The organism is Calothrix sp. PCC 7507 (assembly GCF_000316575.1).
Taxonomy (GTDB): Bacteria; Cyanobacteriota; Cyanobacteriia; order Cyanobacteriales; family Nostocaceae; genus Fortiea.
The window spans coordinates 5,317,235-5,332,520 of record NC_019682.1 but is presented as its reverse complement, the minus strand read 5'-3'; the positions used below and the strand labels follow the sequence as shown (position 1 = coordinate 5,332,520).

At 41.2% G+C, this 15,286-nt stretch carries 12 protein-coding genes; 4 read left to right on the top strand and 8 right to left on the bottom strand.

Annotated elements, in window-relative coordinates:
- Window positions 1-35 precede the first annotated feature (35 nt).
- From gcvH to CAL7507_RS22840, 3 genes are all read right to left on the bottom strand, one after another.
- Window positions 36-425, bottom strand: coding sequence for a glycine cleavage system protein GcvH (gcvH, locus tag CAL7507_RS22850; protein WP_015130858.1), 390 nt, complete (start codon window positions 423-425; stop codon window positions 36-38).
- A gap of 214 nt (window positions 426-639) precedes the next feature.
- Window positions 640-1,767, bottom strand: a complete 1,128-nt coding sequence (gene gcvT, locus CAL7507_RS22845; protein WP_015130857.1) for a glycine cleavage system aminomethyltransferase GcvT — start codon at window positions 1,765-1,767, stop codon at window positions 640-642.
- Between the two features lie 526 nt (window positions 1,768-2,293).
- Window positions 2,294-2,857: a Uma2 family endonuclease gene (locus CAL7507_RS22840; RefSeq protein ID WP_015130855.1), complete on the bottom strand. Its 564-nt coding sequence runs from the start codon at window positions 2,855-2,857 to the stop codon at window positions 2,294-2,296.
- 145 nt (window positions 2,858-3,002) lie between these two features.
- Between CAL7507_RS22840 and CAL7507_RS22835 the strand changes: the two genes are divergently transcribed.
- On the top strand, window positions 3,003-3,500 hold the full coding sequence (locus tag CAL7507_RS22835) for a pentapeptide repeat-containing protein (RefSeq protein WP_015130854.1): 498 nt from the start codon (window positions 3,003-3,005) through the stop codon (window positions 3,498-3,500).
- A 151-nt stretch (window positions 3,501-3,651) separates the two neighbouring features.
- Window positions 3,652-4,161 carry a hypothetical protein gene (locus CAL7507_RS22830; RefSeq protein WP_015130853.1) on the top strand — a complete coding sequence of 170 codons (510 nt, stop codon included), beginning with the start codon at window positions 3,652-3,654 and terminating at the stop codon, window positions 4,159-4,161.
- A gap of 130 nt (window positions 4,162-4,291) precedes the next feature.
- Here CAL7507_RS22830 and CAL7507_RS22825 read toward each other — a convergent pair whose 3' ends face one another.
- A complete protein-coding gene (locus CAL7507_RS22825; protein WP_236556797.1) occupies window positions 4,292-5,164 on the bottom strand; it encodes a hypothetical protein in 873 nt (290 codons plus the stop codon).
- 193 nt (window positions 5,165-5,357) lie between these two features.
- On the opposite strand from CAL7507_RS22825, the gene CAL7507_RS22820 reads away from it, so the two are divergent.
- Window positions 5,358-6,488, top strand: coding sequence for a serine/threonine-protein kinase (locus CAL7507_RS22820; RefSeq protein ID WP_015130851.1), 1,131 nt, complete (start codon window positions 5,358-5,360; stop codon window positions 6,486-6,488).
- A 283-nt stretch (window positions 6,489-6,771) separates the two neighbouring features.
- Here CAL7507_RS22820 and gndA read toward each other — a convergent pair whose 3' ends face one another.
- On the bottom strand, window positions 6,772-8,202 hold the full coding sequence (gene gndA / locus CAL7507_RS22815; RefSeq protein ID WP_015130850.1) for an NADP-dependent phosphogluconate dehydrogenase: 1,431 nt from the start codon (window positions 8,200-8,202) through the stop codon (window positions 6,772-6,774).
- Window positions 8,203-8,559: 357 nt separating this feature from the next.
- Between gndA and CAL7507_RS22810 the strand changes: the two genes are divergently transcribed.
- Window positions 8,560-9,282: a Ycf66 family protein gene (locus CAL7507_RS22810; RefSeq protein ID WP_015130849.1), complete on the top strand. Its 723-nt coding sequence runs from the start codon at window positions 8,560-8,562 to the stop codon at window positions 9,280-9,282.
- A 309-nt stretch (window positions 9,283-9,591) separates the two neighbouring features.
- Here the strand turns inward: CAL7507_RS22810 and CAL7507_RS22805 are convergent, their stop codons facing one another.
- The 3 genes from CAL7507_RS22805 to CAL7507_RS22795 all read right to left on the bottom strand — a co-directional run bounded on the left by CAL7507_RS22805 (window position 9,592) and on the right by CAL7507_RS22795 (window position 15,284).
- A complete protein-coding gene (locus CAL7507_RS22805; RefSeq protein WP_015130848.1) occupies window positions 9,592-10,815 on the bottom strand; it encodes a lipopolysaccharide assembly protein LapB in 1,224 nt (407 codons plus the stop codon).
- Between the two features lie 390 nt (window positions 10,816-11,205).
- Window positions 11,206-14,340: a plasmid replication protein, CyRepA1 family gene (locus CAL7507_RS22800; protein WP_015130846.1), complete on the bottom strand. Its 3,135-nt coding sequence runs from the start codon at window positions 14,338-14,340 to the stop codon at window positions 11,206-11,208.
- Between the two features lie 404 nt (window positions 14,341-14,744).
- On the bottom strand, window positions 14,745-15,284 hold the full coding sequence (locus CAL7507_RS22795; RefSeq protein WP_015130845.1) for a DOMON-like domain-containing protein: 540 nt from the start codon (window positions 15,282-15,284) through the stop codon (window positions 14,745-14,747).
- Window positions 15,285-15,286 lie beyond the last annotated feature (2 nt).

Genomic DNA, 15,286 nt, shown 5'->3' with positions numbered 1-15,286 from the left:
GAGAAGCCGAACCACATCTCCCCCCAGCCTCCCTTCTACACGCCTTCTACCTGGGCGCTATACTCATCTGCCGTTAAAACATCCTCAATTTCATCCAGGTCGTTGACACGCACCTTTAAGAACCACCCTTCTCCGTAAGGATCATCTGCCACTTGTTCGGGAGAATCAATTAGGGCATCATTACGTTCTATGACTGTGCCGCTGACTGGTGCATTCAGCTCTTCAACAGCTTTGACTGATTCAATTGATCCGAATGTTTCCCCCTTAGTGATAGCGTCGCCAATTTCTGGCAATTCTAAAAAGACGACATCACCCAATTGGTCAACGGCAAACTCAGTAATGCCAATGGTGGCAATTTCGCCCTCTAGTCGCACATATTCATGACTATCTAGGTATTTTAAATCCTGAGGATATTCAAAAGACATATTACTTCCTTTTCTAAGTCAAACAAAATTATCGCCCCAACAGTAATCTAGGCCATATTTGGTAATTAACCATACTGTAGATTGAGTAACTCACACACATTATTCCTTAAAAACCTCAGATGTTATCAATTGGCGACACGATTTTTTGACTAAATGAAGTTTTCTATTGACGGTTGACCCCCGACTCCTAACTCCCGACTTCAGACTTCAGACTTCAGCCTTTTTTTGCCCGATAGAAGGGACGTTTAACTACAGATGCTGGGTAGGCTTTACCACGAATTTCTACTTCTAGTTGCTGGCCAACACTGGCTAGATGTGCAGGAACATAAGCTAACGCAACGGGATAACCAAGTGTCGGGGAGAGAGTACCGCTGGTAACTTCTCCGACAACTTCCCCGGCGGATAATACTTTGTAGCCGTGGCGGGCAATATTACGTCCTGACATTTGTAAGCCGACTAATCGGCGCTGCACTCCCTCAGCTTTTTGCTGTGCTAAAACAGCACGACCAATAAAATCGCCTTTAGTATCAAGATGAACTAGCCACCCTAAACCTGCTTCTAAGGGGGTAGTGTTGTCGTCGATATCTTGCCCATAAAGTGCCATCGCTGCTTCTAGCCGTAGGGTATCTCTTGCACCGAGTCCACAGGGAATGACACCAGCATTATTAAGACGTTGCCACAATTCTACGCCTACTTCTGGATCTAACATCACTTCAAATCCATCTTCCCCGGTGTAACCTGTGCGCGCTAGGAAACCTGGTTTACCTAGTATGGTTGTTTCTAAATGACCAAATGCTTTAATTGGTTTTAAGTCTGCTTGGACAAACTGCTGGAGGTAGTTAATTGCTTTTGGCCCTTGCACAGCAATGAGAACTTTTTCTCTAGAAATGTCTTGAAATTGGATTTGCTCCAGGTCAAGGTGTTGCAATAGCCATGCTTTGTCTTTATCTGTGGTTGCGGCATTGACAATGATGACTGCTTGCTGTATTTCTTTGCTGTCTTCACCTTGATAATAGACGATGATATCGTCAATAATCCCTGCTTGGGAATTTAATAATACGGTGTATTGAGCTTGACCAGGTTGCAAGCGACTCAAATCTGAGGGAACTAAAAGCTGGAGTTGGGAAATTAGGCTTTTACCTTGGAGGGTAAATTTACCCATGTGGGAAATATCAAACATCCCAGCTGCATTTCTGACAGCCTCATGTTCACGACTAATACCAGCAAACTGTACAGGCATTTCCCACCCGCCAAAGCTGGTAAAACGGGCTTTGAGTTCTACACTCAGTTGATATAAAGGGGTTTGCAGCAGGGATTGGGCAATTTCTTCTTGATTTACCACAGGTATTTTTACTTTTGCGATCGCACTTCCACATCTATCCTACGAGATGGTACTGAGTTTAAGTGCGGGGAATCTAGTGGTTTGTCAATTTTGTTTTGAGGGGTTTTTGGTAGTGCGGGCCGAAAAGCCCGCGTGAGCGAGACGCTCACACTACAGTCCCTCATTTCAACCCTGACAGACTACTAGGAAGATGAGGGAGAACATAATTTTTATCGCCAAAATGGGTTGAGCGATCGCTCTTGAAGTTTGCTAGTCTAATATTCAAGAGCAGAACATGGCGATCGCACCTCAGAAGGTGAGTTTTCAGCCTCCAAACAAGAATAGCCCCGTTCGGAACCTCAAGTTTTGGGTTGAGTGTTCAAATTAGCTAAAAAATAGCACAACATTTCAGGTTATTTTCGAGATGAATGGGCAATAATCTGTGCAGTTGCACCAGACAGCATGACCATTGCGGCAGGAGATGCTTCAGGTAGGGTGCATTTTTTGCGTGTTGAGGACATGAAAGAGTCATGAGGGGGAAGTAACTTTATCTGCCAAAGATTTCATTGACGGTAATGTTTACATTAGGGAAGGCTTGAATTGATAAAGTTTGACCGCTAGCGAACTTTTGAATATGCTGATATCCTGCATCTGTTGGTTGTTGATAAACTTCCACAATTTGCTCGTTAATATCTACTAACCAAACTTCAATAATGTTTGCCTCTGCATATAAAGGAATTTTCTCTTCCCGGTCATACATCACAATCGAATCAGACACTTCAATTAATAAAAAAATATCCTGGGGTTGGGGGTGTGCAGTGGCGTAGAAATCATCACGGGGTTTAAGTAATGCGACATCTGGCTGAGGTTCTGAGTTATTGTTCAACGCAACCGGATTTTGAGCAGCCAGTATAACGCGTTTACCCAACAGATGCACCAACAGATTAACTAGTCGATTTACACAAGCAGCGTGTTTTGTCCCAATAGGCGACATCTCAATAATCTCTCCCCCAATCAATTCCACTCGGTCATCCTCTGTGAGAATCCCAGACTCAACCATCTTATGATATTGCTCAACGGTGAATTTCCGTCTTAGCAATTGTACAGACATCGCCACCTCCACTGTTGCCTCATCTTTTAATTATTCCTCACAATTACCCGCCGTCCATTTTTGAGAGAAAAATGCTGATAACTGTTCACTGTTAACTGATTTAATAGTTAATAATGAAAGTGTTGAGATTTATTAAGAAAACGTTATGAAGCATTGGCAAGTACTAGCTAGCATTGTTTTAGCTATGATTCTTTTTTTGTTTCCCCCATCAGCACAGGCAGCAAGTTCTTCCAGTGTCAACAGTTATGCTAGCGATAAAGAACTCAGTGGCAAAGATTTATCCGGTCAAAGTTTAATTCAGGCTGAGTTTACCAGTGTCAATCTCAAGAATACTAATTTTAGCAATGCTGACTTACGCGGTGGCGTGTTTAATAGCACTTTATTAGAAGGGGTAAATCTGCATGGTGCAGATTTTAGTGAAGGTATAGCTTATCTGGCAAGGTTCAAGAATACTGACTTAAGTGATGCAATTTTAACTGATGCCATGATGTTACGTTCAACTTTTGATGATGTTGATATCACTGGTGCTGATTTTACCAATGCAGTTTTAGATGGGGTGCAAATCAAGAAACTGTGCGTGAACGCTAGTGGCGTAAATTCTAAAACTGGTACGGATACTCGTGAATCTCTAGGTTGTCGATAACAGAAAACAGGGAACCGGACATATTTAAATCGCAAAGCCTTTAGGGGCGGGGTATCCCCGCCCTCGATTGTATTGCATCCGACTTAGGTTAATTTCTCTATAGCAGTGGTTAAGGAAGCAGTTTTCATCAGTACTTAATAAGTATAAAATAATGGATTTGACACAGATAAAAGCTTTAATGGCTCGTAGGGAAGAATTAAAACGTAAGTTGCATCAGCAGCAACAAAGGGAGTCTTGCCAAGATTTGCTAGCTCAATTAGATGCAGAGTCAGCCACCTACAAGATTATTTGGACAGAACCGACATTTTTCAATCCTGCAAGTCATTGGTTAGCAGAAAAATTTCCGATAGCTTGGTGGGGTAGGGTGGATTGGGATTTGGTAGATGGTTGTATTCAAGAAGATGTTTTTGTCACTGACTATGAAAATATAAATCAAAAGTTGAGACAAATAATTCTTAATCAAAATCTTGGCAACCCGAATGTCATGATTCTCTGGGCAGATGCTAATACTCTCAGTTTAGAACTTAGCTTATTAATAGTTGCAAAATATGCTCAGTTGATATTTCAACAAAGCTGGGATACATGGATTATCTGTCCTCAAGCTAACTGGTGTATTGAGTACTACCATGAAGGTGAAATTTCTTTTGGATATTCACCTTGAATTTAAGTAGATAGGCATCAATATTTATCGTTGGGAACAGGTAATAGGCAATAGGAGAAAGGATTTGAGTCTTGTTTACATTTTTCTACATAGTCAGCCTTAATTATGCCCACTTACTTAACTCAATTGTTTATTTATCTTTAACCTGTCTAGAAGTAGCTTCTAAAAAATCGATAAATACCTGTATAAGCTTATGAATTCCTTCGCTACCTCCTGCAATTAAACCTCCTGTAAGTAATGCATCTAAACACCGAAAAATAATTATTTGAATTGGATTAACTACATCATCAACAACCACAAGCGGCTCAATTGAACGAATTCCTATTGTACTTAATAAAAGACCAAGAGAAAGAGATGTCCAAAGGGCAATTATGCGTGTATCAGATTTATAAGATATCCTCTGGCGCTCTTTTTTATTTAAATCATTAATTACAAAATTTAAATCATCAAATTGTGGTTTTATCTTATTAATAAACTCTTCTGAATATTGTGTAAAATCTTGAATAATTTGCTGTCCTACACTACTTTCTACAACTGGATCTAAGATAAATTTATCTGCTTCTACAGATGGAATTTGATTTTGTTGATGTAGCTGTTGAATAAGTTTTCTCTTTTGCTCAACTATCAGATTCTGTTGCTGGATGCCAATATCTAATTGCTCGGCGATTGGACCTCGCCAAGTGGTGATAAACACTTCTAGAGAACGCTCTAACAACAGAGAAATGAAAAATGGCAATGTGAGTAATTGCATAACTTCATTTGCTCCAAATGGTTTTAAAGCAAACGGTTTGGGTGCTAACCAAGCTGAAAAAGTTATTAATGAAAAAGTAATAATAATTAATAGAATAAATAGAGGAGATTCTGGAGAGACTCTTGACAACATGTTTATACTCCTATTTTGTCTCACAATATCTAACACAACTTCGGAGATTATTGTTGAAAGACCAGCCAGAAAAGCAATGCAGTCAAAAGTTATCAGTGTTTCAAGTTGATAAATGTTCACTGTAACCTGTCGCAAGATTTTTGAAATACAAGTAGAGTGGGCATTGCCCACCACATCCGTGTTTTGGTAGGCTACAGATACTAGATAATTGGCGGATATAAAAATTAACTATTCATACTTAAATAATTACTATTTTGTCCAGTGCAAGGCACAATAAAGACAGATAAGAGCGATTCTACGCGCCACCTTAATAATGAGTTACTGCCTTAATCCCCATTGTCCAAAACCTGAAAATCTTCATGATGGCAAGTTTTGCCTAAGTTGTGGTTCCAAATTACACCTCAAAGAACGCTACCGTGCTATCAAACCGATAGGACAAGGTGGTTTTGGCAGAACCTTTTTAGCTGTGGATGAGGATAAACCCTCAAAACCACGCTGTGTGATTAAACAATTTTATCCCCAAGCCCAAGGCACGAACACCCTGGCAAAAGCTGTGGAGTTATTTACCCAAGAAGCGGTGCAGTTGGATGAATTGGGTAAACATCCCCAAATACCGGAACTGCTGGCATATTTTACCCAAGATGACAGACAGTATCTTGTACAAGAATTTATCGACGGGCAAAATTTAGCCCAGGAGTCAGCACAAAAGGGAGCATTTAACGAAACACAAATACGACAGTTGCTCAATGATTTATTAGCAGTACTGCAATTTTGTCATGCCAGACAAGTAATTCACCGTGATATTAAGCCAGAAAATATTATTTTGCGCGTGAAAGATAGCAAACTGGTACTAGTAGATTTTGGTGCATCTAAATCAGTAGCTAGCACTGCTGTAAATCAAACTGGCACAAGTATTGGTAGTCCTGAATATGTTGCACCAGAACAAATGAGAGGGCGGGCGATTTTTGCTAGTGATATCTATAGTTTAGGTGCTACTTGTATTCGGTTATTAACTGAGCGATCGCCCTTCGATTCTTATGATATTAATAATGATACTTGGATTTGGCAGCAACATGTAAAAGCTCCAGTAAGTAAGGAGTTGATTCATATCCTTAACAAAATGTTAGAAAGTATCCCCATACGGCGTTATCAAACAGCCGATGAAGTCCTCAAAGATTTAAATCACAATTCAACCGTAGTCGCCACATCAGCAAAACCTGTTATTCAGCCAACGCCGATTTCTACACCTGTAGTTGTCACAAAAAGCACCAGTCAAATTGATCTGGAATTAGAAGAAATGAAAACACAATTTCTCATCGGTGGCAAATCTCAAAAAAATATTCAACCACCCTCCCAAACCCCAAAGTCTCAGCCTACTAGCAAAAGCCAAATAGATATAGAACTAGAAGAATTAAAAGCCAAATATTTGGGGCATGGGGAATAGGGAATGGGGAATGGGGACTGGGAAGATGAGGGAGAAATAATTAATGACAAATGACAAATGACAAAAAAAAGTGACCCTGAAACTCAGAGCCACTTTTAAATTTCACAAAATGCCAATTATGTAGAGGCGTGAAGGTTTACGGAAGAAGGATGAAGCCTAAAGGATGAGGGATGAAAAAACAATCCACGGGGGTGTTTCGTAAGCAAAAAATCAAAAACTTTGAATTTTTTTGAATTTCATACTTCAAACTTCAAACTTCAGACTTCATACTTCAGACTTCAGTCTACTTCTTAGATTCAGTAATAGGAACCCATTCGGTGTGGAAACTTCCAGGCTTATCGGTACGCAGGTAGGTATGTGCGCCGAAGTAGTCGCGTTGTGCTTGAGTCAGGTTTTGAGGCAAGCGAGCGGTGCGATAGCTGTCAAAATAGTCCAAAGATGCACTAAATGCTGGTACTGGAATTCCCAGTTTTGCGGCTGTGATAATCACTTCCCGCCAAGCTGTTTGTCTATCAAGGATTGTCTGCTTAAATTCGGGGGCTAATAGCAAGTTAGGCAATGCTGGATTTTCGTCAAAAGCCTTCTTAATCTTATTCAAAAAGCCAGCGCGAATAATACAACCACCTTTCCAAATCCGCGCCAATTCGCCCAAAGTCAGATTCCAATTATAGGTCTTGGAAGCAGTAGATAGCAGCGCCATTCCTTGAGCGTAAGAACAAATCTTGGAGCAGTAGAGAGCATCCCGGACTTTGTTGATAAACTCTTTGGTAGAGCCATCATACTTGCCACTGGGGCCTGTGAGCTGCTTAGATGCCGCTATCCGTTCATCTCTAATGGAAGAGATAATCCGTGCATTCACTGCTGCTGTGATAGTGGGAATAGAAACACCTAATTCCAAAGCAGTTTGTACAGTCCAACGTCCAGTTCCCTTTTGACCGGCTGCATCAACAATCAAATCAACCAAGGGTAGCTTGGTATCAGGGTCAATGTAAGGGAAGATATTGGATGTAATCTCAATCAAAAACGAATTTAGTTCGTCTGTGGTGTTCCATTCTGTAAACACCTCATGTAGCTGATTATGATCGAGTCCAGCGGCATTTTTCAGTAAGTCGTAGGCTTCAGCAATTAGCTGCATATCGCCATACTCAATACCGTTGTGTACCATTTTGACATAGTGACCAGAACCACCAGGGCCAATATATGTTACGCAAGGGCCGTCATCTACTTGAGCAGCAATTTTGTTAAAAATTGGTGAGAGATACTCGTAAGAACTTTGTGTACCACCTGGCATAAGTGATGGGCCATTTAGCGCCCCTTCTTCACCGCCACTGACACCCATACCGAGAAACCGGAATCCCAGGGGTTCTAACTCTTGAGTCCGCCGTTCTGTATCTTCAAACCAAGAGTTGCCACCATCAATGATGATATCACCTTCATCTAACAAAGGTTTTAGCTGCTGAATCACCGCATCAACTGGTTTACCAGCTTGCACCATGACAAGGATTTTGCGGGGACGTTCCAATGAAGCGACAAAGTCTTCTAGGGTAAAGGAGGCTACAACGTTCCGTCCTCCAGCACGCTGTGCTACGAAGGCATCAGTTTTTTCACGGGAGCGATTGTAAACTGCAATTGGGAAGCCATTACGCTCGACGTTTAGAGCGATATTCTCGCCCATAACGGCTAAACCAATCACACCAAAGCTTTGTAGGGTCATAAACTATGTTTGGCTAACTCTTGCAGATTCTTTTACCTTTAGGGTAATCCGAGATTTTAGGTTCTCTCCTAAAGAAGACATTAAGAGTTGATCTAAAAGACAGAAATCCACAACTAACACAGATAATTAGTTTTAATTTGTATCTAAATCAACAATTGTCTGGCAAAGTTTGCAAAATTGTATAGTTGAAGGATTGGGGACTAGGGGGTGGGGACTGGGGACTAGGAAGGAATTTAGTTCACCAAATTAGTTTTTCTTCTGAAAGACTAAATCCCCAATTCCTCAATCCCCAGCGATGCACTGAGCCGGTCGTTATGTCCCCAATCCCCAACCCCTCGTTAAAGGAGTAACCAAAAAATGTTGGCATATATCCTAGCTTTGGCAGTGGGTATTGGTAGTTTAGCCATTTACTTAGCAGCTTTCTTTTTCCCAGAAATCCATCGTAAGAATGACTTTATCTGGAGTGGTATAGGGTTATTTTATGCTTTAGTCTTATGGGTATTTGCACCACGCATTACTGGAGGTCTTTTGCTGGGTCATATAGCTAGTGTCGCTCTTTTGTGGTGGTTTGGTTGGCAAACTCTTTCATTACGCCGACAAGTAACCCCACAGACACAACAAACCCAAGTACCTAGTCCCGAGTTAGTGAAGACTTCGATTCAGCAGCAGGTAAATAAGTTGTCTCTCCAGCAACGGCTGGCCCAGTTGCAACAAAGTGTTAGTAGCACCTTCAGTGGCGTGAAAGACAAGGTGCAACAGGCTGGGGGTAAAAAGACACCAACAACCCTTAAACCTGAAGATATTACCTCCGTGCTGACGGAGGAGCCTGCTGTTGAGATTATCGATAACACTACTCCCGTAACAGAAGAACCAGCTGTTACTACCAACACCGCATCAACAATCGAGAGTCCACTAGCCGCAATTCCACCAAATCCCCCACCGGCTGAATTAGTGGAAGCAGCGCAAGCAGATGCTGCGGTTCAGGATAAAACACCGATTCCTGTTGAGGAAATTGCACCGGATGCGGTACTTGCTCCCCCAGCGGAAGCACCACCGGAACAGATACCGCCGAATAATTAGGCTAGTTGAAGGTAGTGAAACCCAGCTTTAACCTAACATTGTGTTGGGTTTCACTTAAAATAAGTAGGGCGACGCAAATAAAGCTAACTGGTGGAGTTTGTCATTGCTAAGGTTTTTAAGCCTGTTTATGTTTCGTAATATAGTTTGGTTTATTCTCGCCAACTTACTTAGTCTCGTCACGCCAATATAGCGTTTTTCGGTTGGATGCAATATTAAGAGAGGCGGGGAAACTCTACAATCAAGGGCGGGGAAACCCCGCCCCTACTGGCTCTGCGATTTAAAACTGCTATGTATCTGAACTGCATCGAATTACAGATTGGCTTTTGATACTTTTTCAATCTGCTGATTAAAGTATGCTTCTTCATGCTTGATTTGTTGTGCTAACTCTAATCCTTTTTGAAAGGCTGTTAGTGCTTCGGGATATTGTTTGCGTCCTAGATAAATTTGCCCAATTTGGTCGTAGGCTTGCATGATTCCGTAAAAGTTAACTGCCCGTGTCTCTGTCTCTACAAGGATTTGTCCAGTTTGCAAGGCTTCATCGATTTGTCCTTGAGAACGGTACAATGTAATTAACTTCTGTAAGGCTTCACTAGCATTAACGTATTGCTCTAATTGCCAAGCAGTGCTGTAAGCCTCTTGATAGTATTTGAAAGCTTCTTGTAGTAAAGTAGGATTTTCTTTGGCTAGTGATTCGTAATTGGAGGCGATCGCTAACTTTAATTTGGGTAATTGGGTCTGATCATTTTCACTTAAATAAATCTCTGCTAGCTTACCCTGGATATTGATAGATTGCTGGTAATCTTTGCCTTCTTCATAAATATAAGCTAGTTGTTGCAGGTATGATACCTGCAAAAGGCGATCGCTTTTGGCAGCAGCTAAACCCAATAATTCTTGGTAACTAGCAGCAGCTTTGGGGTAATCGAACCAACTCAGATGTAATTCCCCAATTTTCTTGAGGGTTGATACTTCTGCGTCTGCATCTTGTTGCTGTCGGACTATTGCCAGAACTTGATTATAAGCGTCTAGAGCCAGTTGAGGCGATCGCACTTTTTGATAAGCTTCACCAAGCGATCGCAATACTTCTAAATCAGCATTTTTTGAGGATACTACCTGTTTCTGAATCGCTTGCAATCGCTGTGTAATATAAAATATCTCCTGGCGATCGTTTTCATTAGAGGCGATCGCACCTACCCGTGACAGTGCCTGCACCTCAGCTAATGAACCTAAAAAGCGCCGTAACCTTAGTTCCCGATTCCAAATATCAAACGCAGCTAATTTATCTCCAGCTTGCAGTTTAGCCTCAGCAGTTTCACTCAACTTATCCAGTTCTACCTCCAATGTTTGTAATTCATCAGGAGATAACTGTTGTTTATTGATTAAAGGTGGTAGCAGCGGATCAGGTACAACTATTTCTAGTGGGGTAGGAGGATATTTATCTGCTTGGCTGGGCTTTTGACTCTGTGCCAACGTCAGCGAACTGTTAAACTGCCAGAGTATAGCAGCAGTCAGAATTATACTTAAGCGCCTTAACATAGTTACTTTACCTTTTTTTGAGGGATGGGAATGGGGCAGGGAGCATTGGCAATGATCCCCATTCCCCAACAACGTTTTTATAGCGGTTCTCAGTGACATACAGTCGAGGGCAGGGTTTCCCCATCCCTTGTATGGTTACTGAGCGGCTTGCCTTGACTTGTGCCGAGCGGAGCCGAGGTAGCGGAATCGTTCCCGCAGGGTAAGGAGCCGAAGTATTGAATTCGATCGAGAACCACTATAATGGTAAACCTTGATTCTAGAGCCTTATTCGATTTAAATCGGACTTCTAATACCAATTCAAATAATGTTTGCGACACATGGATTATCTTGAAGGGCGGGGTTTCCCCATGCCTACAGATGTATCTGTCGTATTCTTTTTGCAAAAATGTACTAAGTTTGTAGAGCGAATGAATTCCTTTGTGATGAATAATCAACAAGAGAAATATTTCTAATTTCACCGCTAACATTCTTGAGGTGAGCTAACATCAACTCATCTCGTTGCTGCCAAGTTTTAAATATTATTTCTCTACTATCATAAAGCGTTTCAGGATCGATTTGGTAAACATCATTCACCCGCTTTAGCTTCAAGCCTAACAAATTTAACAGTCGGCTGAGAATTGTAATTATTGAAACACGCTCGTTTTCTATCACAAAATTAATACCGAGTACTCTTTTAATATGTTTACTATTGTGCGAAGCTAGATTTCTTAAAAGAATTAAATCTGCATCATTTACAGTAAATTTTCGATCCTGTTCCAGAAACTGTAGCATTCCTAATGCTCGCATTGCCTCAACTTTCAGAGTATAAGTTTTTAAATCTGGAAGGAAAACTTGACCATCACCCCAAGATAATTGTTGATGCCATTCTTGCTGATCTCGGACATGAAAATACTCGCTTTCATGGGTGAGATAATAGTGAGTTAATAATTGTCCATAATATCCTTTTTCGTCTTGCAATTTTAGTAGAGGAGTAACCGTAATACCATACCTTTGTCTGAGGACATATTTATGGATTTGGTTACGCTCTTCATCAGTCAGAGAATGCTTGGTTAATAGCTGATCATATTCTATATATTCAATATCTCTAGCTTTAGCTACAGCAGTGGCTGCTGCTAATTGATTTTGCAGCTTAATATCTCGCATTTTACGTTTAATTTCTTTGGCTTTTTGGCGGCTTTGTTCCCAATCTTTTTTAACTTGGACAATTTCCAAAATTAACCTTTTACGGGTTGCTAAATCCTGGGGATCTGCGGCAAAAAATGCCAGTCTTAAGTCGCGAATAATGTTATTGTGAACAGCATTACTTCGTGTCCAAATTTGATGACCATCAGCAATTAAGCCATCTTGTAAAGATTGACGGTAGAAGCGAATGGAAGCATTGACTCTGGCGGATAACTTTGCCCAAGTTCGCAAGTGAATTGGGTCATAAACTAACGGCAAATCTACATCTATTTTATGTAAAGGACTGAGTAAAGCTAAGTTATCTTTTTGGTTTTCTTGATACCAATGCGATAGCAAACGATAATTTGTACTACCACTGCCTATTAAGCCAATACCCCGCTTGGCACACCAGACGACACGCGGCACATCATCTCTAACTCTGGCTAGTGCCTGTCGTGCTTCTGAATCTGGAATTACTCCTTGAAAAATGCCATAAACTCGGTCGAAGTGTTGAACATCTATACTAATTCCTGTTCCAATACTAGGAGTGACAAAAACTGTGTCATATTCAATAATTTTTTGATTAATAGCTGCAACAAAATCCACTGCGGCGTGTCCTGGTGTATTTGTAGTATGGCTGCTAATCACTAGGGTATGAGGAAATTGTCGCCGCAATTTTGCTAAACGTTCTTTGAGGTAACGTTCAATAGTTTCACAACTGTAACGCCCAGTGCGGCTATCAGTTGTGACGTAACATTTGCGTCCGGCAATTAAATCTAATTCTAGTTGGTGAATTAGCGGCGTGGGATTAGGAGAATCATAAAAAGTTACATCCCAGCCTCGCTGTGGTTGCCACTGATTTAAAACCACCCAAGGCGTTAGTTTAATGCCGGATAAACCCTGTAAATATTCTAGGGAAACATCTGATAAATCTGCATCCTGGGCAATGACTAATCCTCCAGTTGTTAATACTGTGGTGATTAATTGTTGAAATATTTTTAAGATTTTGATGCGCTTTTGTTTACAAGTATTGCTATTGAGCAGATGCCATAAAGACTGCTCTACTTCATCTAGGATTATTATTGCTCCTTGCCAATCTTCTGGGTTGAGTTTCCAAATTGAATCAACGCATAAACCGAAAGATTTGGGAATGGGGGACGGGGGATGGGTTTCGACTCCGCTCAACCGACGGGGAATAGGGAATTGGTTAAAAGTATCTCTCTCTTGTTGAGATATTCCCCAGTTAATGCCGATTTTTTCGCATAAAAACCGCCCTAACTGGATTCTATGTGTAATTAATAAAACTGGTTGATTTCTGGTTTTTGCTTGATTAACAACAACTTTTAATCCTGTAGTTTTACCTGTGCCTTTTGCTGATTTGACTCCAACTAAGCCGGAGGTGGGAAATGGGATTTCTCCTAAATATGGACAGTTGACGGTGAGGGCAGCAGGAATAGTTAATTCTGTATGTGGTTTGGTTTGGGCAAGGTAAATTTCTAAATCAACACTTTGCCGATAAACTTTATCGAAATTATTTGCACCTTGGGCAATAATAAACTCATCAACGCCTTTTTCTAATCCTGGAAGTTCAATGACTTTGACAGCACAATTTTTTTCTTGAAACAAAAAGCCAAGTTGGGAAATGGCATTATTAACTGCGGCTATTGTTTTGGGTTTAGTTTCAAAATCAAAGCAAATATAAAAATTGCGCTTTTGCATAGCGAACATCGCCAAGTCGGGAATTAGCTGACGACGGGTGACTTTACCAAATTCATCTTTGATGACTCGATAGCCACTGGTAATTCCGGGAATCCCAACGGCTGCATATCCTTGTGTTAATAGCGCTGCGGCTTTTTTTACGCCCTCACAAATTACGACGGGAATGTTCTGTTCTATCACCCATTGCCAAAAGCCTACAGCTTCGCCATTGGGGGCAATGCTGATATTGTTGGGCATGGCGAGATGGTAACGCTGGGCGACTTGCTGCCAAATATGCAGCGGGACTCGCAGACAAAACACCCGCGTTGGTGTGCTGGGGGGATGTTCGTATTTGATGGACTTGCCGTTGTTATTTTGTCGGGGTTGGTTTGGCTTAAAACATCCCCATTCCATGATTTGCCAATTATTCAAGGGGTCTAGTCCAGAACACCACCAACCGCCTTCAGTGATATGGGCGTAACGCTGTAACCACCCACCTTTGACCATTCCGGTGTTGTTCCGGGGAAGTAGTTCAGAAATCAGCAGATATTCATAAGCATTTATGCCTTGGAGAGACAGAAAATTCAGTCTCACCATGTGTAAATCTATGCCACTGCTCTTGACTAATTCCTCAAGATGTTGGGGGTGTAAATAGTGCAAATGCATGGGCTAAAGCGCGAACGCAAGACGATGGATTTAAAACTTAGCACGCATCGGTTGGTTTTTTATCGTCGGAATTATGAGGGTTGGATGAGCTTTTTTTTACTTCGTGGCGGGAGACACATCGGTAAACGATGAAGTAGGTGAGTTTGTCTTTGGTGGTGGTGAGGTAATAGGTTTGTACTGTGATATTTTTACACAATAAATTTTTATTTATCAGTAATTCTTTCAGTTAAGGAATGCGAACGCCTGAAAAATTATCAAATTAATAGGCTAAGATAGGGGTTTTGTCACAATACGTAGACACTTAGCCCTTTGTCATCAAGCATCCTATTTTAGGTAAAAGTAACAAAGGATACAGAAAAGATGGGGCAGAATGACTGATTGATGACTGTTGACCAATGACAAATTCACAATTCAATGGTGAAACTATCTCGTTGGTGAAAATCAGCTTCTGTGCCTGGATGAGTTAAGGCCCAGTAAGTTAATTCACCATCTGTGTGCTTGATGACGGTGGTGATGGCAACTTCTACGGGGTTTTCTGGTGGAATGATTTGAGCTAAATTAACATTAAGAGCGATCGCTAAACTGTCTGAAAAATGTTGGACACTAAATGGCAGTGCGGCAAAAGCAGTCTCCTCTTGCATTCCTTGACGATACCCATCAAAGCGATAGACATTCCATTTTCCAGTGGGAGAGAGGTTGAATTCCCAATATTGAGGGGAATTTTTCACACCAATAAAGAACTCAAAACAAGTATTTGCCCAGAGTTGATGTTTTCGCGCTGGGGTGTCTGATGGTGGAGCGATCGCCACTTTTTTAATATCGCCAAGAAGCAGATAATTGATCACCAGTAGATTTGCGTTGCGGGAGATGCTTCCCACTATCTTCAGATCAGGTTCTGCTGGGGAAAATGGGAAAGGTTGCAAAGAAAATGTCTGTTCGTTCATGA